The sequence below is a fragment of the Streptomyces silvae genome (assembly GCF_016745505.1).
Lineage (GTDB): Bacteria > Actinomycetota > Actinomycetes > Streptomycetales > Streptomycetaceae > Streptomyces > Streptomyces silvae.
The window spans coordinates 1-19,140 of sequence record NZ_JAERUC010000178.1 but is presented as its reverse complement, the minus strand read 5'-3'; the positions used below and the strand labels follow the sequence as shown (position 1 = coordinate 19,140).

Below are 19,140 nucleotides of genomic sequence, written 5' to 3'. Positions count from 1 at the left end.
GCCCCACGCGTGCACCGCACCCCTGTCGTCCACAGCGACCGCGGCGGCGGCGAGCGGACTGCCGGGGCCGGTTCCCTCAGGTCCGGAACCGGGCCGCCGGGCCCTTCGCCACCGCACTGGCGTCGTCCGCCGCCGCGGTCCCGTCCTGGCCGTGCCGCGCGCTTCCCCTCATCCGGGTGTGCGCGGCACGGGCAGGGCCTGGGTGGAGGCTCAGTCCTCGCGCAGGGCGCGGACGGCCTCCTCCACGCGCTTGCCGTAGTCGGCGTCGGCGGCGTGGAAGTGGGCGAGGTTCTTCTCGATCACGTCGTCGCGGGTGACCTGCGAGAGGCCGCCGGCGATGTTGGCGACCAGGCGGTCCTTCTCGTCCGCCGACATCAGCCGGTAGAGCTCGCCCGCCTGGAAGAAGTCGTCGTCCTTCGCGTGCAGGGGCGCCTCGTGCGTACCCGTCCAACCGTGCACCGCGAGCGGCGAGGCGAGGGCGGCGCCGGTCTGGGCGGGGCCCGCGTACGAGTTGGGCTCGTAGTTCTTGTCCTGGCGCGAGCCGTACCGGGTGGCGTGCAGCCCGTCGCGGCCGTAGTTGTCGACGACGGCCGCCCTCGGCGCGTTGACCGGGAGCTGGGTGTGGTTGATGCCCAGCCGGTAGCGCTGCGCGTCGGCGTACGCGAACAGCCGGCCCTGGAGCATCTTGTCCGGGGACGGGCCGATGCCGGGCACGAAGTTGTTCGGCGAGAACGCGGCCTGCTCGACCTCGGCGAAGACGTTGTCCGGGTTGCGGTCCAGCACCAGCCGGCCGACGCGCTGGAGCGGGTGGTCGGCGTGCGGCCAGACCTTCGTCACGTCGAACGGGTTGAAGCGGTAGTCCGCCGCCTCGGCCGCCGGCATGACCTGCACGTACAGCGTCCAGGACGGGTTGACGCCCCGCTCGATGGCCTGGAGCAGGTCCGTCTGGTGCGAGTTGGCGTCCTTGCCGACCTGCTCGGCGGCCTGCTCGGCGGAGAGCGAGCGCACGCCCTGGTTGGTCTTGAAGTGGTACTTGACGAAGAAGGCCTCGCCCGCCGCGTTCGTCCACTGGTACGTGTGCGAGCCGAAGCCGTTCATGTGACGGTACGAGGCGGGGATCCCGCGGTCGCCCATCAGCCAGGTCACCTGGTGCGTCGCCTCGGGGGAGTTCGCCCAGAAGTCCCAGACGTTGTCCGGCTCCTGGCGGCCCGTGAAGGGGTCGCGCTTCTGGGAGTGGATGAAGTCGGGGAACTTCACCGGGTCCTTGATGAAGAACACCGGCGTGTTGTTGCCGACCAGGTCGTAGTTGCCCTCGTTCGTGTAGAACTTCAGGGCGAAGCCGCGCGGGTCGCGGACCGCGTCCGCGCCGCCCAGCGAGTCGGCGACCGTGGAGAAGCGGATGAACGTCTCGGTGCGGCGGCCCACCTCGGAGAGGAAGTCGGCGCGGGTGAAGCCGGTGACGTCGTCGGTCACCTCGAAGTAGCCGTACGCGCCGGAGCCACGGGCGTGGACGACGCGCTCCGGGATGCGCTCACGGTTGAAGCGGGCGAGCTTCTCGAGCAGGTGCTGGTCCTGGAGGAGGATCGGCCCGCCGGCGCCGGCCGTGGCGGAGTTCTGGTTGTCGGCGACCGGGGCGCCTGACTCGGTCGTGAGCACACGCTGGGACATGGAGGCCTTCCGTACGGGGCTGCTGACGGCTTCAGGAGCGTAGATTCGCCGCGATCGGTGCGTCAACAGTTTGTTGAAATTGGAGGATGAGGTTCCGGACCGCGGCGGCGCCTGGGCGCGACAGGACAGGTGTCAGCGCCACCGCGGCCCGGAGTTCGGGGGGCCCGGGGAAGGGCCGGTGTGTCAGACCTGGGAGCCGGAGAGCCGCTCGACCGAGCGCAGCAGCGCGGAGTGGTCGAGGCCGCCGTCGCCCTGCGCGCGCAGGGAGGCGACCAGCTGGGCCACGACCCCGCCGACGGGCAGCGCCGCGCCGACGTTGCGGGCGGCGTCCGTGACGATGCCCATGTCCTTGTGGTGCAGGTCGATCCGGAAGCCCGGGGCGAAGTCCCGCTTGAGGAAGTTGTCCTTCTTGCGGGTCAGGACCGTCGAGCCGGCGAGCCCGCCGTTGAGCACGTCGAGCGCGGCGGCGAGGTCGACCCCGGACTTCTCCAGGAAGACGACGGCCTCGGCGCAGGCCTGGATGTTGACCGCGACGATCAGCTGGTTCGCCGCCTTCACCGTCTGGCCGGAGCCGTGCGGCCCGCACAGCACGATCGTCTTCCCGAGGACGTCGAGCAGGGGCTTCGCGGCGTCGAAGTCGCTCTGCTCGCCGCCGACCATGATGGACAGGACGGCCTCGATCGCCCCGGCCTCACCGCCGGAGACCGGGGCGTCCAGCACGCGGATGCCCTTCTCCTTCGCGCTCGCCGCGAGGTCCACGGAGGTCTGCGGGGTGATGGAGGACATGTCGATCAGCAGAGCGCCCTGCCGGGCGTTCTCCAGGATGCCGTCCGGACCGTACGCGATGGCCTCGACCTGCGGGGACGCGGGCACCATGGTGATGACGACATCGGCGTCGCGCACGGCCTCCGCGATCGAGGCGGCACCCTTGCCGCCCGCCGCGACCAGCCGGTCGATCTTGTCCTGCTCCAGGGTGTATCCGGTCACCTGGTATCCGGCCTTGATCAGGTTCTCGGACATGGGGGAGCCCATGATGCCGAGGCCGATCCAGGCGACCTTGGGGAGGTTGCTGCTCATGAGGGTGCCTTCCGGTGAGCGTGTGTACGGGGGAGGGGCCGGCCTCAGCGGGAGGGGCGGGCCTCGACGGGGAGCCAGTCGAACGCCTCGGCGCTCGGGCGGTCGCCGGGCTTGTACTCCAGGCCGATCCGGCCGGCGTAACCGGCCTCGGTCAGCTCGTCGAGGAGGCGCTCCAGCGGGAGCGAGCCGGTGCCGGGCGCGCCGCGCCCCGGGTTGTCGGCGATCTGGACGTGGCCGGTCTTCGCGGCGTACGTCTTGATCACCTGGCTGAGGTCCTCGCCGTTCATCGACAGGTGGTAGAGGTCCAGCAGGAACGTGGCGTTCCCCAGGCCCGTCGCCTCGTTGACCCGGTCGACGACCTCGATGCCCGCCGGTGCGCTGACCAGGGGGTAGAGCGGCGACTCCGTGGCGTTGAGGGTCTCGATCAGGAGGGTCGCCCCGATCCGGTGGGCCGCGCGGGCGGCCAGGACCAGGTTCTCCAGGGCGAGTTCGTCCTGGACGGCGGGGTCCACGCCGTCGACGCGGTTGCCGTACAGCGCGTTGAGCGCCGTGCAGCCGACCGAGGCCGCGAAGTCCGCCGCCACGTCGATGTTGGCGCGGAAGCGGTCGGACTCCTCGCCGGGCAGCGAGAGGGCCCCGCGGTCCGGGCCGGGGAGCCGGCCTGCGTAGAAGTTCAGCCCCACCAGCTGGGTGCCCGCGTCGTCGAGCGCCTTCTTCAGGGCGTCGAGCTCGGCCTGCGCCGGGGTGGGGGTCTCGATCCAGGGCCACCAGAGCTCGACCGCCGTGAAGCCCGCGGCGGCGGCCGCCGCGGGGCGCTCCAGGAGCGGGAGTTCGGTGAAGAGGATCGAGAGGTTCACATCGAAGCGCTGGTCCGAGAAACCCATCATGCGCTCCTTCCGTATCGCGGAAGTTAGTTTCTGCTTAACGGAAGATTGCCTGGAGTCCGGCGAGGCTGTCAAGGGGCAACCCGAATTCCGGACACACGGGAGCGGGGTGGAGGCCCGTGCGCCCTCCACCCCGCTCCTGCTCACAACTGCGTGGTCAGGCCCCCGGTACCGTGTCCTCGAACGTCGTGCCTGCCGCCCGGTACCCGGCCACCAGCGCCGACACCTGCGCGGGGGAGAGGACCTGGTCCTTCACGTGCAGGACGTAGTCCACCTGCTGGTCGTACGAGCGGGGAGTGGTGCTGCTCTGCCCCTCCAGGTCGATCAGCCACTGGTTGAAGTTGATCGACATCGGCCGCTCCGGGAGGTACTGCGCCCCGTGCGTCCCGAAGAGCTGTCCGTCGATGTAGTACGTGATGGCGGAGTCGTCGATGGTCACCACCAGGTCGTGCCACCCGGCATAGCTCTGCCGGGCCTCGCTGTGCTGGTTGACGGCCTCCCACGGGTCGGGCCGGTAGGTCTCCCACGAGGTGGTGTAGAGGATGTTCGACGGCTCGCCCCAGCCGCCGTTGGGCAGGTACTCGAAGTCGTACTCGGCGTAGTCGTCCGCCATCGGCGCCTTGAGGTCGTTGATGGTGAAGAAGGTCTGCACGAGGTGGTCCCCGTCGGGCCCGGACCTCGGGGCGTCGCTGAACTTCACCCGGGCCGCGTAGGTGCCGTTGCGGAACTTCGTGGACTTCGTCAGGATCTCCGTCTGCACTGTCGAGGCGCCCGTGCCCGCCGTCGAGGTCTCCAGGTTCATCACCGCGTTGCCGCTCTGGCTGCTGAAGGTGACGTTCTCCGGGGCCCATACGGCACCCGGCACCCCGGGGCCACCGGAGTTGGAGCGGACGCTCCAGCCGTTCGCCGCGATCCTCGGGTCCGTGTGGCCGCTGTAGTCGAAGTCGTCGAAGAGCGTGGGTCCGTCGGCCGGCGGGTCGGTCGGGGGATCGGTCGGGTCGGTCGGGTCGGTCGGGTCCCCGCCCCCGGGGGCCTCGCCCCAGGCCGTGACGGAGCCCAGCTGCGCGGTGACCTTCGGCCAGTCGCCGTACGTGCCCCGCTCGGGCCCGAAGGAGTAGTCGTCGCTCTGCCCGAGCGTCTGCCAGTCCGCGCGGTGGAAGCGCAGCTGCATGTCCCCGGTGTCCGCGCCCGGCGCCAGCGAACCCGCCCCGGAGGTGAAACCGATCTCCAGATAGCGGTCGGCGGTGGCGGTCGGGTTCGCCAGCGGCTTGAAGGTACCCGTGATGTTCGCGCAGCCCTTCACCGCCCAGGAGCAGGCGAAGCTGTACGCCGCCGACGCGGACTCGCCCTTGACGTAGTAGCGCAGCTTGACGTCGGAGAGCTGCACGCTCGCACTCCCCGTGTTCCGTACCTTGAGCCACGGCTCGCTCTGGTCGGCCGTCGCCCCCGACGCGCTCGTGCGGTACTGGACGACGAGCCCGCCGGCCGCCGCCGCACCGGCGGTCGACGGCAGGGCGGCGAGGGCCGTGCAGCCCAGGGCCAGGGTGACGGCGGCGGCCGACGCCGCGCGGATACGGCTCCTGCGGGATGTCCTCATGACGGTGTTGCTCATGGCGGTGTTCCTCTCCGGAACGGTGGGGGACGTGTTACCGAGGGGGTCGCGCTGTACCTGCGGAGGCGGTCGCCAGGGACCGCGTGGTCAGAGGCCGGTAGCGGACGCCGAGGGCGTCCAGCCGGGCGGTGTGGTCACGCAGCCGCCCGACGAAACCGGCCCAGTCGCCGCGCCCGCCGGACCAGGCACGGTCCGCCAGGGCGCACAGCCGGGGATAGGTGAGGTACTCGATCCGGTCCGGCGTCGTCACGTACTCGGTCCACAGCTGCGCCTGGGTGCCCAGGACACGGACGGCCTCGTCGGGCTCCCAGCCCGGCGGCACCGGCTCGTTCGCGTGGACGGCGTACAGCGGGACGGGGTCGCCCCGCTGGGCGGGGGGCTCGGCCGGGTCCGTGGACTGGGCGTAGTCCAGGTAGGTGGCGCGGTGGTGCGCGGTCACCACCCGGTGCCCGCGCCGCGCGGCGGTGAGGGCGTGCGCGGGGTCGCGCCAGGTCATCACCGTGAATTCGGGGGGCAGTTCACTCCCGGTCTCGGCCCAGCCGGCCGGCCGGCGGCCGTGCTCCACGAGGAACGAGCCGATCCGGCCCATGAACCAGCCGTGCAGCCCGCCGGGACTGTCCATCCCCTCCGCCGCCGCACGCGCACGGGCCGCGGGGCTGCCCTCCCACTCGGCGGTCGGGCACTCCTCGCCGCCGATGTGGACGTACGGGGAGGGGAAGACGTCCATGACCTCCTCCAGCACGGTCCGGCAGAAGTCGAAGACCTCCTCGTGGACGCCGAACACGGTGTCGCAGACGCCCCACCGGGTCCACACGTCCAGCTGCCGCTCCGGGTGGTTGCCCAGATGGGGATAGGCCGCCAGGGCCGCGCGCACATGGCCGGGCATCTCGATCTCCGGCACGACGGTCACCCCCCGTTCCCGCGCGTGGCGGACCAGGTCCCGCAGCTCCGCCCGGGTGTACGCCCCCGCGTGCGGCACCCCGTCGGACAGCGACTGGGCCCGGTGCCCGCCCACCGACGTCAGCCGCGGGAAGGCGTCGACCGGCATCCGCCAGCCCTGGTCGTCCGTGAGGTGCAGATGCAGGACGTTGAGCTTGTGCAGCGCCATCAGGTCCACGTACCGGCGCAGATAGGAGACGGGCTGGAAGTGCCGGGCGACATCCAGCATCGCGCCGCGCCAGGAGTACCGGGGCACGTCGCTGATCTCGACGCACGGCAGCTCCCAGGACACACCGCGCGCACCGCCCGACAGCGCCTCGGGAGGCAGCAGCTGACGGATCGTCTGGACGCCTCTGAGCAGCCCGTCCGGCCGGGCGGCACGCAGCAGGAGCGCCTCCGGGCCGACCGTGAGGCCGTACCCCTCGTCGCCCAGCCCGCCGAGCTGCGGGTCGAGCGCCAGGACGACACGGCCGTCGGCCGAGGGCGGCAGGGGCAGACCGGTCGTCGGCCCGAGGAGCGTGCGCAGCAGGTCCGCCGCGCCCTCCGCACCCGGCAGGGCGCGTACGGAGGTGTCCTGGCCGAGGACGAGGCGGCCCGGGCGCGGCGAGACCTTGCCGGGCCGGGGGAGGAGGGAGAGCTCGGGGCGTGGTGCGGGCACGGAGGGCCTCCGGGGCAGGGGGTTTCGGACGGTTCGCGCGTACGCCGGCGGGCTCAGCCCTTGACGGCGCCGGCCGCGAAACCGGAGGTCACATGGCGCTGGAGCAGCAGGAAGATCACGAGCGCGGGCAGGGCGAAGAGCGTCGAGGCGGCCATGGTCGCGCCCCAGTCGGTGCCGAAGGTGTTCTGGAAGGAGGAGAGCCAGACCGGCAGGGTGCGGTTGTCCTGCTGCTTGATGATCAGGAAGTTGGCGTAGGCGAACTCGTTCCAGGCGGTGATGAATCCGAAGAGCGAGGTCGCCATCAGGCCGGGGGCCAGCAGCGGCAGCGCGACCCGCACGAAGGCACCGGTCCGGGTGCAGCCGTCGACCTGGGCGGCCTCCTCCAGTTCGGGCGGGATGGTCGCGAGGAACCCTCGCAGCACCACGATCGTGAACGGCAGCGTGATCATGAAGTAGACGAGGGTCAGGGTCGGCAGCCGGTCGAGCATGTCCGTGTCGCGCGAGATGATGTAGATCGGGATGATCAGCGATTCCCAGGGCGCCATCTGGGCGATGAAGACCAGCAGCATGAACTGCCGCCGGCCCTTCCACCGCAGGCGCGCCACGGCGAACGACGCGCCGAGCGCCACGGCGAGCGAGAGCAGTACGGCCCCCAGCGTGACCAGGACGCTGTTGCGCCAGAACAGCTCGAAGCCGTCGGCCTGCACGGCCCGCCGGAAGTGGTCCAGCGTCCAGGTGTACGGGATCAGCCGGGGCTCGGCGGACTGGATGTCCCGGGACGGCTTGAAGGCGGTGGAGACCATCCAGTACACGGGGAACAGACAGACCACGACGGTCACGACGGCGGCGGCGTTCAGCGGGATCCGCCGGATCCGGGGGCGCAGCAGGGTCATCGCAGGTCGTCCTCCTGTCGGAACATCTGGCGGAAGTAGAGGACCAGCACCCCGGACATCAGGACCACGGTGATCATCGACGCGGCGGAGCCCAGGTCGTAACGCTGGCTGGAGAGCGCCGTCTGGACCGCGTACACGGGCAGGATGGTGGTGGCGTCGCCGGGGCCGCCGCGGGTCATCACCCAGATCTGGACGAACGCCTTGAAGGTCCAGATCACCTCGAGGGAGAGGACCAGCATGAAGATCGGCCGCAGGACCGGGAAGGTCAGCGAGCGGAAGATGCGGGAGCCGGAGGCGCCGTCCAGGCGGGCCGACTCGTACAGCTCGGCGGGGACGGTCGTCAGCGCGGAGTAGAGGGTGACCGCCGCGAACGGCACGGACTGCCAGACGATCAGCAGGACCAGGATCGTGAAGGACGCCGTGCCGTTCGCGAACCACGGATAGCGGTCGAAGGAACCGAAGCCGAGCGCGGTCAGCAGCTGGTTGACGATGCCGAACTCCGAGTGGAACAGCCACTGGAAGACCGTCGTGGCCGCGACCACCGGCATGGCCCAGGCGAGCACCAGCGAACAGAGCACGACCGTACGGCCGACGCGGCCCAGCCGCTCCGTCATCAGCGCGACCAGCGTCGAGATCACCATGATCAGGACGACGTTGACGGCCATGAAGACGAAGGTGCGGCCGGTCACCTCCCAGAAGCGCGGGTCGGACAGCAGCGTGCGGTAGTTGCGCAGCCCCACGAACTCGGCGTCCCCGCTGATCAGCTGGCGGAGCCGGAAGTCCTGGAGGGAGATCACCACCGCCCGCACCAGCGGGTAGACCAGCAGATAGAGCATCCCGCCGATGGCGGGCGCGATCAGGGCGTACGGCCAGAGACCGCGTGGGGGACGCCCCGGCCGCCGCGCCGGTGGCGCCTCCGGGGGACGGTGGACGCGTGGAGCGGGCCGTTCACGGACAGCCGGCACGGCGGGCCTCCTCTCTCGGTGGTGGGAAACGGACGGCGGGGTCAGGAGCCGGCGTTCATGGCCCGGGTGATGTCCTCGGAGGCCTTGGCCGCCTCCTGCGCGGCGTCACCGCCGGTCAGGACGGCGGTCATGTAGTCCTTGACCGGGTTCTCGGCCTCCACGGCGGCCCAGCCGGGGGTGTTCGGCGTCGCGTGTCCGTTGGCCGCGCCGACGGCCATCGCCGAGGCGCCGGGGTCGCCCGCCACGGCCGGGGCGAGGGTGGTCCGGTTGGGCACATAGCTCATGGCCACCGCGAGCTTCTTCTGCCAGGCGTCGCCCGTGAGCTCCTTGATGAAGGTCACCGCCGCCTCGGGATGACCGGACGCGGCGGGGACGACCAGGTCCGAGCCGCCGGTGAACACCGCACCCGGAGTGCCGGCCGTCTTGCCGGGGATCGGGAAGAAGCCCAGCTTCCCCTTGAGCTCCGGATTGTTCTCGACGACCACGCTGGCGCCGCCGGGGGTGGAGATCACCTGCGCCACCTGCCCCTGCGCCATCACCTCCGCCTGCGGCGGGTCGTCCTCGTCGGAGTCCTTGGGGCCCTTCCCGAGCGCTTGGAGCCGCGCGTAGAAGGCCATGCCGCGCTGCGCCTCGGGGGTGTCGAGCGCGCCCTTCCAGGTGCCGCCCGACTCGGTGGCGAAGTCGCCGCCCTCGTCCCAGATGAACCCGCCCAGCGCGTACCAGAGCTGGCCCGGCAGGTAGATGCCCTGGGTGCCGCCCTTGTTCAGCTTCGTGGTGGCGTCGATCCACGCGTCACGGGTGGTGATCTGCGCGGCGTCGACCCCGGCCTTCTCGAACAGGTCCTTGCGGTAGATCACGACCCGGTTGGCCGCGTAGTACGGAATGCCGTACTGCTTCCCCTCGTACGCACCGGGCTCGGCCAGCCCCTTCAGCCAGTCGTCGCCGTTCAGCTCGTCCTTCTTGTCGCTGAGGTCCAGCAGCCCACCGCTCTCGGCGAACTGGGCCACCTGTGTGTTGCCCGCCTCGATGACGTCCGGGGCGTCGTTGCTCGCCAGGGCGGCGGTGATCTTCTGGCCGATGCCGTCCCACTCCTGGATCTGGATCCTGACGTCGATGTCGGGGTGGGCGGCCTCGAACCCCTCGGTGAACTCCTTCTGGAACGCGGCCGAGACGCTGTCGCGCATCAGCCAGACGTCGATCTTCGTCACACCCCCGGCCCCGTCGGCGCCGTCACCACCGGAACCACAGGCACTGAGAGCGGCGGCCGTCACGAGCGCGGACACACCGGCAAGCAAGCGGTACTTCACGGTTCACCTCAACGGGAGCAGAGACCTGACCACCTGACCAGTGAAGCCCACTGGACAGCTCACCTCTTGATGGTGGATGAAGGTGGCATAGACCAATGGGGTCGTCAACCCCTAGTGTACAAAGGGGTTTTGCGACATCTGATCGCTGTCGGCCCTCTGTTCCTGCTGCGAGGAGTGGTTAGACTGCTCCTGACCAGTGGTCATCGGTGGCTCAACTGGTAAAGGGAACGGAACGCGCGAAGGGGAACGGATGAAAGCCGACGTACCGGGGACGGTGCTCAAACGGGAACGGGCACGCGACGCGGTCCTGGAGCTGATCGAGAGCCGCAGCCCCGGCGACGCCATCCCGTCCGAGCGGTCCCTCTGCGCCCTGCTGGGTGTGTCCCGCCCCACCCTGCGGGCCGCCGTCGACGAGCTGGTGGCCGCCGGGCTGCTCGTCCGCGAGCACGGGCGCGGGATGTTCGTGGCACCGGAGAAGATCACCCAGGAGCTGGTCTCCGCCGACCTCGCGCTGAGCGTGCCGCAGGCGGCCGGCGCCTGGTCGAGCAGGCTGCTGGAGTTCACCACCCTCCAGGCCGGCGCCCGGGTCGGCCGCAAGCTGCGGATGTCACCCGCCGACGAGATCGTGTACGTCGCACGGCTGCGCCTGGTCGACGGTGCCCCGATGGCCATTGAGCACCTGCACATCAGGGCGGCGCTCGTCCCCGGCCTCTCGGCGCAGGAGCTGGAGGACGGCGACCTCTACGAGCATCTGCGCCACACCCACGGGGTGCATGTCCGCGAGGCGGTCCAGGCCATCGAGCCCACCGTCGTCACCCGGGCGGAGGCCCAGCTCCTGGAGGTCCCCGAGCTCTCGCCCGCCCTGCTCTTCGAGCGTCTGACCTCGGACACCGCGGGGCGGCCCGTGGAGTACGTCCACTCGCTCTACCGGGGCGACCGCTACCGCATCGTCTCCCGCCTCGCCCTCGGTCCGGCCGCCGCCACCGCCCCGCTGGTCAGGGACGGGCACCACCCGGGGATCCCGCCCGGGGACTTCGCGCACGGCGACCCGATCGCGTCGTCCACCCGGGGGGACATCCAGGCCGGACCGTGAGGGCGCGGGGCGTCCCGAACGGCCCGTTCGGGCCCTCCGGGGCCGGGCCCGTGTGCCTTAGGGTCGGGACGAGCCGTGCGAGCCGAGGGACGCGGCGGGACATCAGGGAGGCACCGTGCGCTTGAGGGTGGAATTCACCACCGAGCCCTTCGATCTCGACGAGGCACCCGCCCACGCGGTGGTGGCCCGCGAGGTCATCCAGACCGCCGACCTGGACGCGGTGGACGTGGGCCCGTTCGGGAACACCGCCGAAGGGGGCGCGGACGAGGTCCTCACCGCGGTGGACTCGCTGCTGCGCAAGGCCCTGGACTCGGGCGCCACCCGGGTCTCCCTCCAGGTCAACGTGATCGGGGAGGACACCCCGTGACCGAACCGGCCGACCACCCGCTGGTCACCGCGGTGAAGCCGCTCGTCGACGCGATGGGGGCCGAACTGCTCGCCCCCGAGCAGGCCACCACCGAGGACGTGGTGCTCGCCTGGGAGGGGGCCGACGTCATAGCCGTACGGCTGCCGCAGCTCTCCGAATCGCTCGACCACATCCTGGCCGCGATGGAACGGCGGCACGGGATGCCGCTGGCCGAGCTGGACCGTAAGGCCAAGCAGGGCGTCGTACGCACGCTGGAGGCACGCGGTGCCTTCTCCGTGCGCCATGGGGTGGAGACCGTGGCGGGCGCGCTCGGCGTCAGCCGCTTCACCGTCTACAACTATCTGAACCGGGACAACCCGGCCAAGGGCGAGTAGCGCGACGTAATGCGGTGCAATGCCGTCGTCCGGGAACCCGGGCGGCGGCATCATCTGTTCGTGGAATTTCAACAAACTGTTGACGTGGTGTTGTGGAGGGCGTTAGCTATCCGCAGCCCGACAACGCACAGCGAAAAAGCCACGGAGGCTCCCGTGACTACGAGCTCCACACCGGGCCTCGCCCGGTTCAACACCCTGGCGGCCGGAGAGGCCACCGCCGCGCTGCACGAGGTGTGCGCCAGTGCGGCGTGGGGAAGCTTCATCCTCACCCACCGGCCGTACGCCGGCCCGGAAGCCCTGTTCTCCGCGAGCGACGCCGCCATGGCGGAGCTCTCCCCGGAGGACCTGGCCGAGGCCATGGCCGGCCACCCGCCGATCGGCCGCCCCAAGCCGGGGGACCCGGCCTCCGCCCGTGAGCAGCGGGGGATGGCGGGTGCGTCCGAGGAGCTCAAGGCGGAGATGCTCGAACTCAACCTGGCCTACCAGGAACGGTTCGGACATGTCTTCCTGATCTGCGCCACCGGAGCCACCGGTGAACAGATGCGCGACGCGGTGAAGGCGCGGATCGGCAACTCGCCCGAGCAGGAACGCGAGATCGTCCGCACCGAGCTGGGCAAGATCAACCGCATCCGGCTGACCCGCCTCGTAGAGGACTCCTGAGACCTCGTACCACCCGAAGAGAACAAGGAGCGTGACGGTCTTGAGCACCGACACCACCGCATCGGTGTCCACCCACATCCTGGACACCAGCATCGGCCGTCCCGCCGAAGCCGTCACCGTCTCCCTGGCCGCCCGCAGCGGCGGCGACGCGCAGTACGTGGCGCTCGGCGGATCCGCGACCGACGCCGACGGGCGCTGCAAAGACCTGCCGGCCCTGCCGGAAGGAACCACCCATGTACGGCTCGTCTTCGACACCGAGTCGTACTTCACCGCGAAGAAGCAAGCCGAGGCGCAGCAGGACGCCCCCCGCGTAAGGGACAGCGGCGCGTTCTTCCCGGAAGTGGCGATCGCCTTCGCCGTCACCCCGGGCGAGCACTATCACGTACCGCTGCTGCTCAACCCGTTCGGCTACTCCGTTTACCGAGGGAGCTAGCAGACAATGCCCACGATTCTCGGCCAGAACCAGTACGGCAAAGCAGAGAACCGCGTCGTCAGGATCACGCGGGACGGCGACACCCACCACATCAAGGACCTCAACGTCTCGGTCGCCCTCTCCGGCGACATGGACGACGTCCACTACTCCGGATCCAACGCCAACGTCCTGCCGACCGACACCACCAAGAACACGGTGTTCGCCTTCGCCAAGGAACACGGCATCGAGTCCGCCGAGCAGTTCGGCATCCACCTCGCCCGGCACTTCGTGACCTCGCAGGAGCCGATCCAGGTGGCCCGGATCCGGATCGAGGAGTACGCCTGGGAGCGCATCGCGACCTCCGACGGCAACTCGAAGTTCATCGGCGCCGACGAGGTCAAGCACTCCTTCGTCCGCAAGGGCCAGGAGACGCGCACCACCCAGATCACCTTCGACGGCGAGAAGTGGGAGGTCATCTCCGGCCTCAAGGACCTCACCGTCATGAACTCCACCAACTCGGAGTTCTGGGGCTACGTCAAGGACAAGTACACGACGCTGAAGGAGGCGTACGACCGCATCCTGGCGACCGACGTCTCCGCCCGGTGGCGCTACAACTGGACCAGCGACGACGAGCGCATGCCGAACTGGGAGAAGTCCTACGAGCAGACGCGCAAGCACATGCTCCAGGCCTTCGCGGAGACGTACTCCCTCTCCCTCCAGCAGACCCTCTACCAGATGGGTTCGCGCATCATCAACAACCGCAGCGAGATCGACGAGATCCGGTTCTCGCTGCCGAACAACCACCACTTCCTCGTCGATCTGGAGCCGTTCGGGCTCAAGAACGACAACGAGGTGTACTTCGCGGCCGACCGTCCGTACGGCCTCATCGAGGCCACGGTGCTCCGGGACGGCGTCGAGCCGAAGATCCCGGTCGACATGACCAACCTCTGACGCGGTGCTGAACCGGCCCCCGCCCCCAGCGGGACGGGGGCCGGTCATCCCGGAGGGAAATCCCATGGCACAGCCTGCAACGGGGCCGGCGAAAGGCCCATGTACACCGCCACCGGCCGCTGCCGGAAAGGCAGTTCACCCGGTGGACGAAAAGCTTCCGCCCTCGCGGCTCGTCCCCGCCGCGCTCCAGCACATCGCCGCCATGTACGCGGGCGTCGTCACCCCTCCGCTCATCATCGGGCAGGCCGTCGGCCTCGACGCGGCCGGCATGACCCGGCTGATCGCGGCGAGCCTCCTGATCGCCGGACTCGCCACCCTCCTCCAGACCCTGGGCGCCGGACGCTTCGCCGGGAACCGGCTGCCGTTCGTCAACGCGGCGTCCTCCGCCGGGATCGCGCCGATGCTCGCCATCGCCGAGACCAGCGCCCCCGGCCACCAACTCCCCGCGATCTACGGGGCGGTGCTCGTCGCCGGAGTCTTCTGCCTGGCCGTCGGCCCCTTCTTCGGGCGGCTGCTGCGCTTCTTCCCGCCGCTCGTCACCGGGGTCGTCATCACCCTCATCGGCGTCACCCTGATGCCCGTGCCGGTCGGCTGGGCCCAGGGCGGCGACGCCGGCGCCGAGGACTTCGGCGCCATGAAGTACCTGGCCCTGGCCGCCTTCACCCTCGTCGTCATCCTGCTCATCCAGCGCTTCGGACGCGGCTTCGTCAAGCAGACCGCCCTGCTCGCGGGCATGGTCGTCGGCACCCTGGCCGCCGTCCCGTTCGGGCTCGCCGACTTCTCCGCCCTCGGCTCGGCACCCGTCGCCGCGCTGCCCACGCCCTTCGCCTTCGGGCCGCCCGAGTTCCAGCCCGCCGCGATCCTCTCCCTGTGCATCGTGATGCTCGTCCTGATGACCGAGTCGTCCGCGGGCATGCTGGCCCTCGGCGAGATCTGCGACCGGCGCACCGACGGCCCCACCCTCACCCGCGGCCTGCGCACCGACGGCGTCGCCACCCTCCTCGGCCCGGTCTTCGGGGGCTTCCCGACCAGCGCCTTCGCGCAGAACGTCGGCGTCGTCTCCCTGACGCGGGTACGCAGCCGGTACGTGGTCGCCGCCGCGGGCGGCGCCCTGATCGTCCTGGGCGCCTTCCCCGTCCTGGGCGCGGTCGTCTCGCTCGTCCCGATGCCCGTCCTCGGCGGCGCCGGCATCGTCCTGTTCGGCTCGATCGCGGTGAGCGGCATCCGGACCCTGTCCGAGGCGGGCCTCGACGACAGCTCCAACATCATCCTGGTGGCGGTGGCACTCGGCGCGGGCATCATCCCGCTCGCCGCACCCGCCTTCTACGCCGGATTCCCGTCCTGGGCACAGACCGTGCTCGGCTCCGGGATCAGTGCGGGAGCGCTCGTGGCGGTCCTGCTCAATCTGTTCTTCCACCATCTCGGCACCCACAGCCGTCACGCTGTGGCACTCAAATCCTCCTAGGGTCCTGCCGTGCCCACACCTCCCCGGAAAGAAGAAGGAAGCGCCATGGCAGCATCGGCAGACCCGCAGCGCATCGTCATCGAGAACTGTTCGATCGCCACCGTCGACGCCCACGACACCGAATACGCCTCCGGGCACGTCGTCGTGGCGGACAACCGCATCGAATCCGTCGGCGCCGGCAAGGCCCCGGAAGGCCTCACCAACGTCGTGCGCCGCGTGGACGGCACCGGTCACCTGGTCACGCCCGGCCTCGTCAACACCCACCACCACTTCTACCAGTGGATCACCCGGGGCCTGGCGACCGACCACAACCTCTTCGACTGGCTGGTCGCGCTGTACCCGACGTGGGCGCGCATCGACGAGCCGATGGCCCGCGCGGCCGCCCAGGGATCGCTCGCGATGATGGCCCGCGGCGGCGTCACCACCGCGATGGACCACCACTACGTCTACCCCCGCGGCTCCGGCGACCTGACCGGCGCGATCATCGGCGCGGCCCGTGACATGGGCGTACGCTTCACCCTCGCCCGTGGCTCCATGGACCGCAGCGAGAAGGACGGCGGGCTGCCGCCGGACTTCGCCGTGGAGACCCTCGACGGGGCGCTCGCCGCCACCGAGGCCGCGATCGACGAGCACCACGACACCTCGTTCGGCGCGATGACCCAGATCGCCGTGGCGCCCTGCTCACCGTTCTCCGTCTCCACCGAACTGATGCGCCAGGGAGCAGAGTTGGCCCGCCGGCGCGGCGTACGGCTGCACACCCACGGCTCGGAGACCGTCGAGGAGGAGCAGTTCTGCAAGGAGCTGTTCGGGATGGGACCGACGGACTACTTCGAGTCGACCGGCTGGCTCGGCGACGACGTGTGGATGGCGCACTGCGTCCACATGAACGACTCCGACATCGCCGCCTTCGCCCGCACCGGCACGGGGGTCGCCCACTGCCCGTCCTCCAACGCCCGCCTCGCCGCGGGCATCGCCCGGGTCCCCGACATGCTCGCCGCGGGCGTCCCGGTCGGGCTCGGCGTCGACGGCACCGCCTCCAACGAGTCCGGCGAACTCCACACCGAGCTGCGCAACGCCCTCCTCGTCAACCGCCTCGGCGCACACCGCGAGAAGGCCCTGAACGCACGTCAGGCGCTGCGCCTCGGGACGTACGGCGGCGCCCAGGTGCTGGGCCGCGCGGACCAGATCGGCTCCCTGGAACCGGGCAAGCTCGCCGACCTGGTGCTGTGGAAGCTGGACACCCTGGCCCACGCCTCCATCGCCGACCCGGTGACCGCCCTGGTCTTCGGCGCGGCGGCCCCCGTCACCCTCTCGCTCGTCAACGGCAGGACCGTCGTCGAGGACAACCACCTGACCACGGTGGACGAGGACGCCATCGCCCGCGCGACCCGCGACGAGGCCAGGCGGCTGGCACAGATCGCCGCAGGAGCCTGATGCTCCGTACCCCCTGACAGGCCGGCCGAGGGGGACGGCCCTCGGCCGGCCGCCGTGGACCCCGTGTCCACGGCAGCCTGTGCGGATGCGCGTACGGTCGTACGCGCATCCGCACAGGTGAGCTCCAAGCTGCCCGCACCAGCTGCACGACCTGCACCAACGCACCACTCAGCACCACCTCCCTGACACCCACGTCGCCCGACGTGTACCCGACCGGAGGAAGCCGTGGCAGCTACGCCCAGGTTTCGTAAGAACGCAGTCGAAGCAGAAGCAGTCGAAGCAGACGCACCGAGCGCGGGGGAGGGGGCACCACCGGACCGGAAACACCCGGTCGACGAGACGCTTCCGCCCCTCAGGATGTTCACCAGCGGCCTCCAGCACGTGGCCGCGATGTACGCGGGCGTGGTGGCCCCGCCCATGATCGTGGGGCCCGCCGTGGGCCTCAGCGCCAAGGAGACCGCCTTCCTCATGGGGGCGAGCCTCTTCACCGCGGGGATAGCCACCCTGCTCCAGACCCTCGGCTTCTGGCGCATAGGCGCCAGGCTGCCGTTCGTCAACGGCGTCTCGTTCGCCGGGGTCACCCCGATGATCGCGATAGGCAAGGACCGGGGGCACGACGGCATCGCCGTCATCTTCGGCGCGATCATCGTCGCCGGCCTCCTCGGCTTCGTCCTCGCCCCGTACTTCTGCAAACTGGTGCGGTTCTTCCCGCCCGTCGTCACCGGCACCGTCATCACCCTGATCGGGGTCTCGCTGCTCCCGGTCGCCTTCAACTGGTCGCAGGGCGGCAACGCGGCCGCCCCCGACTACGGCTCGATGACCAACATCACGATGGCCGCCGTCACCCTCGTGATCGTGCTGGCCCTGCGCAAACTGCTGCGGGGCTTCCTCCAGCAGATCGCGATCCTGCTCGGCCTGGTCGTCGGGACGCTCATCGCGATCCCGGCCGGCATCACCGACTTCGGGGCCCTGGGCGACGCTGACGTGGTCGGCTTCCCGACTCCGTTCCACTTCGGCGCACCGCAGTTCGAGATCGCCGCCATCATCTCGATGTGCATCGTGATGCTGGTCTGCATGACCGAGTCCACCGCCGACATGCTGGCCCTCGGCAAGATCGTCGGCCGGCCGGCGGACGAGCGCACCATCGAGGGCGGACTGCGCGCCGACACCCTGGGCAGTGCCGTCAGCCCGCTCTTCAACGGCTTCATGTGCAGTGCGTTCGCCCAGAACATCGGTCTGGTCGCCATGACCAAGGTCCGCAGCCGGTTCGTCGTCGCCGCGGGCGGAGTCATCCTGGTGCTGCTGGGGCTGGTCCCCGTGGCCGCGTCCGTCATCGCCCTCGTGCCGCTGCCCGTCCTCGGCGGCGCCGGCATCGTGCTCTTCGGATCGGTCGCCGCGAGCGGCATCCAGACGCTGGCCACCGCCGCCCTGGAGAAGGGCGAGAACGCCCTGATCGTCGCGGCGGCCGTCGGCGTCGGCCTCATCCCGATCGCCGCGCCGGACTTCTACCACGCGTTCCCGAAGGACCTGCTCGTCGTCCTGGACTCGGGCATCTCCACCGGGTGCGTGGTGGCGATCGTGCTGAACCTGGCCTTCAACCACTGGGGCCGGCCGGCGGACGGGGACGCGGACCACGAGCCGGGAGCCGCGGAGAGCGAGCAGCCGAAGGACCCGATGGCCCTGCCCGTCGCCCACTGACCCACCGTCACCGGTGCGCGTCCGGGAACCCGCCGAGGGGACACGTACGCGCACCGGGCGCACGGCACGGGCCGGGTGTCAGCCGATGTGGAAGCTCTGCCCGTAGACCTGCCAGTCCAGCGGCGGGTCCAGGTTCAGATTGCCGTCCCGCAGGAACACCCGCTGGGCGGTGTCCACCCGGCTGGTGTCGGAGTGGGCCTCCTCCTGCTCCATGGCCCAGACCCGCGCGTCCAGGAACGCGTCGAGGTAGGCCACCTCGTCGCCGCCCTGCGACGGCGGGCTCGCCTGGGCGAGGGCCCGCTCCCTGATCGACCCGAAGCTCGAGCTGTCGCTGCCGCCGCCGTGCATCACGATGGCGTCGTAGTACGCGAACTGGCCGAGCGTGCCGAGGCCGTCGGCCTTGCCCTGGCGCACGGCCGGATCGAAGTACACCCGGTCGCGCTCGTCGTTCTGGGCCTGCTGGAACACGGGGTCCGACGCGGCCTCGGCCCAGTCGCCGGTGAAGCCGGGGTCCAGTCCCTCGTGCGAGTCGGTCCCGTCCACCGCGCGCAGGGCGGGCAGGTACGGGGCGAGGACGTTGCCGGGCTTCCGCTCGGCGTACAGCTCCACCAGGGCGAGCATGTCCCCGGTGCCGGAGCAGAACCCGATGATGCCGGCGGTGTAGCCGCGGCCGTCGCCGATGT

Annotated in this window: 18 protein-coding genes; 9 read left to right on the top strand and 9 right to left on the bottom strand. The window is 70.6% G+C overall.

Annotated elements, in window-relative coordinates:
- Nucleotides 1–210 precede the first annotated feature (210 nt).
- From JKV81_RS28475 to JKV81_RS28440, 8 genes are all read right to left on the bottom strand, one after another.
- The gene (locus tag JKV81_RS28475) at nucleotides 211–1,668 is read right to left on the bottom strand and encodes a catalase (protein WP_129266253.1); all 1,458 of its coding nucleotides are present in this window, start codon (nucleotides 1,666–1,668) and stop codon (nucleotides 211–213) included.
- Between the two features lie 183 nt (nucleotides 1,669–1,851).
- Entirely contained in the window at nucleotides 1,852–2,745 is an 894-nt protein-coding gene (locus JKV81_RS28470; RefSeq protein WP_202078479.1) for a 2-hydroxy-3-oxopropionate reductase, read from the bottom strand.
- A 44-nt stretch (nucleotides 2,746–2,789) separates the two neighbouring features.
- The gene (locus JKV81_RS28465; protein WP_129266255.1) at nucleotides 2,790–3,629 is read right to left on the bottom strand and encodes a TIM barrel protein; all 840 of its coding nucleotides are present in this window, start codon (nucleotides 3,627–3,629) and stop codon (nucleotides 2,790–2,792) included.
- A 157-nt stretch (nucleotides 3,630–3,786) separates the two neighbouring features.
- Nucleotides 3,787–5,226 (bottom strand): cellulose binding domain-containing protein, encoded by a 1,440-nt coding sequence (locus JKV81_RS28460; protein WP_202078481.1) that lies wholly within the window; start codon nucleotides 5,224–5,226, stop codon nucleotides 3,787–3,789.
- Between the two features lie 49 nt (nucleotides 5,227–5,275).
- Entirely contained in the window at nucleotides 5,276–6,838 is a 1,563-nt protein-coding gene (locus JKV81_RS28455; RefSeq protein ID WP_202078477.1) for a beta-N-acetylhexosaminidase, read from the bottom strand.
- Between the two features lie 53 nt (nucleotides 6,839–6,891).
- Nucleotides 6,892–7,731: a carbohydrate ABC transporter permease gene (locus JKV81_RS28450; RefSeq protein ID WP_129266257.1), complete on the bottom strand. Its 840-nt coding sequence runs from the start codon at nucleotides 7,729–7,731 to the stop codon at nucleotides 6,892–6,894.
- Nucleotides 7,728–8,696, bottom strand: a complete 969-nt coding sequence (locus JKV81_RS28445; protein ID WP_129266258.1) for a carbohydrate ABC transporter permease — start codon at nucleotides 8,694–8,696, stop codon at nucleotides 7,728–7,730. The genes JKV81_RS28450 and JKV81_RS28445 overlap by 4 nt, the downstream gene beginning before the upstream one ends.
- Nucleotides 8,697–8,737: 41 nt before the next feature.
- Nucleotides 8,738–10,003, bottom strand: coding sequence for an extracellular solute-binding protein (locus JKV81_RS28440; RefSeq protein WP_202078475.1), 1,266 nt, complete (start codon nucleotides 10,001–10,003; stop codon nucleotides 8,738–8,740).
- A 250-nt stretch (nucleotides 10,004–10,253) separates the two neighbouring features.
- On the opposite strand from JKV81_RS28440, the gene JKV81_RS28435 reads away from it, so the two are divergent.
- From JKV81_RS28435 to JKV81_RS28395, 9 genes are all read left to right on the top strand, one after another.
- Entirely contained in the window at nucleotides 10,254–11,096 is an 843-nt protein-coding gene (locus JKV81_RS28435) for a GntR family transcriptional regulator (RefSeq protein ID WP_099175049.1), read from the top strand.
- Between the two features lie 115 nt (nucleotides 11,097–11,211).
- The gene (locus tag JKV81_RS28430; protein WP_099175050.1) at nucleotides 11,212–11,463 is read left to right on the top strand and encodes a YkoF family thiamine-binding protein; all 252 of its coding nucleotides are present in this window, start codon (nucleotides 11,212–11,214) and stop codon (nucleotides 11,461–11,463) included.
- On the top strand, nucleotides 11,460–11,837 hold the full coding sequence (locus tag JKV81_RS28425) for a helix-turn-helix domain-containing protein (RefSeq protein WP_129266260.1): 378 nt from the start codon (nucleotides 11,460–11,462) through the stop codon (nucleotides 11,835–11,837). The genes JKV81_RS28430 and JKV81_RS28425 overlap by 4 nt, the downstream gene beginning before the upstream one ends.
- Before the next feature lie 153 nt (nucleotides 11,838–11,990).
- Complete coding sequence (gene uraD / locus JKV81_RS28420; RefSeq protein WP_099175052.1) at nucleotides 11,991–12,497, top strand: 2-oxo-4-hydroxy-4-carboxy-5-ureidoimidazoline decarboxylase; 507 nt, start codon at nucleotides 11,991–11,993, stop codon at nucleotides 12,495–12,497.
- 40 nt (nucleotides 12,498–12,537) lie between these two features.
- Nucleotides 12,538–12,930 carry a hydroxyisourate hydrolase gene (uraH, locus tag JKV81_RS28415; protein ID WP_099175053.1) on the top strand — a complete coding sequence of 131 codons (393 nt, stop codon included), beginning with the start codon at nucleotides 12,538–12,540 and terminating at the stop codon, nucleotides 12,928–12,930.
- A 6-nt stretch (nucleotides 12,931–12,936) separates the two neighbouring features.
- Entirely contained in the window at nucleotides 12,937–13,860 is a 924-nt protein-coding gene (gene pucL, locus JKV81_RS28410) for a factor-independent urate hydroxylase (protein ID WP_129266261.1), read from the top strand.
- A 64-nt stretch (nucleotides 13,861–13,924) separates the two neighbouring features.
- Complete coding sequence (locus tag JKV81_RS28405; protein WP_202078473.1) at nucleotides 13,925–15,325, top strand: nucleobase:cation symporter-2 family protein; 1,401 nt, start codon at nucleotides 13,925–13,927, stop codon at nucleotides 15,323–15,325.
- Nucleotides 15,326–15,370: 45 nt separating this feature from the next.
- Entirely contained in the window at nucleotides 15,371–16,759 is a 1,389-nt protein-coding gene (locus JKV81_RS28400) for an 8-oxoguanine deaminase (RefSeq protein WP_202078471.1), read from the top strand.
- 225 nt (nucleotides 16,760–16,984) lie between these two features.
- On the top strand, nucleotides 16,985–18,457 hold the full coding sequence (locus JKV81_RS28395; RefSeq protein WP_202078469.1) for a nucleobase:cation symporter-2 family protein: 1,473 nt from the start codon (nucleotides 16,985–16,987) through the stop codon (nucleotides 18,455–18,457).
- A gap of 78 nt (nucleotides 18,458–18,535) precedes the next feature.
- Here JKV81_RS28395 and JKV81_RS28390 read toward each other — a convergent pair.
- Nucleotides 18,536–19,140, bottom strand: a 605-nt coding sequence (locus JKV81_RS28390; protein WP_202078466.1) for a chitosanase, incomplete at its 5' end; no start/stop codon positions are given.

Bases quoted from the DNA above. Each gene is read 5' to 3' on its own strand.
- JKV81_RS28450 (WP_129266257.1), bottom strand. From the start codon at position 7,731: ATGACCCTGCTGCGCCCCCGGATCCGGCGGATCCCGCTGAACGCCGCC.
- JKV81_RS28460 (WP_202078481.1), bottom strand. From the start codon at position 5,226: ATGAGGACATCCCGCAGGAGCCGTATCCGCGCGGCGTCGGCCGCCGCC.
- pucL (WP_129266261.1), top strand. From the start codon at position 12,937: ATGCCCACGATTCTCGGCCAGAACCAGTACGGCAAAGCAGAGAACCGC.
- JKV81_RS28470 (WP_202078479.1), bottom strand. From the start codon at position 2,745: ATGAGCAGCAACCTCCCCAAGGTCGCCTGGATCGGCCTCGGCATCATG.
- JKV81_RS28435 (WP_099175049.1), top strand. From the start codon at position 10,254: ATGAAAGCCGACGTACCGGGGACGGTGCTCAAACGGGAACGGGCACGC.
- JKV81_RS28400 (WP_202078471.1), top strand. From the start codon at position 15,371: ATGGCAGCATCGGCAGACCCGCAGCGCATCGTCATCGAGAACTGTTCG.
- JKV81_RS28465 (WP_129266255.1), bottom strand. From the start codon at position 3,629: ATGGGTTTCTCGGACCAGCGCTTCGATGTGAACCTCTCGATCCTCTTC.
- JKV81_RS28475 (WP_129266253.1), bottom strand. From the start codon at position 1,668: ATGTCCCAGCGTGTGCTCACGACCGAGTCAGGCGCCCCGGTCGCCGAC.
- JKV81_RS28405 (WP_202078473.1), top strand. From the start codon at position 13,925: ATGGCACAGCCTGCAACGGGGCCGGCGAAAGGCCCATGTACACCGCCA.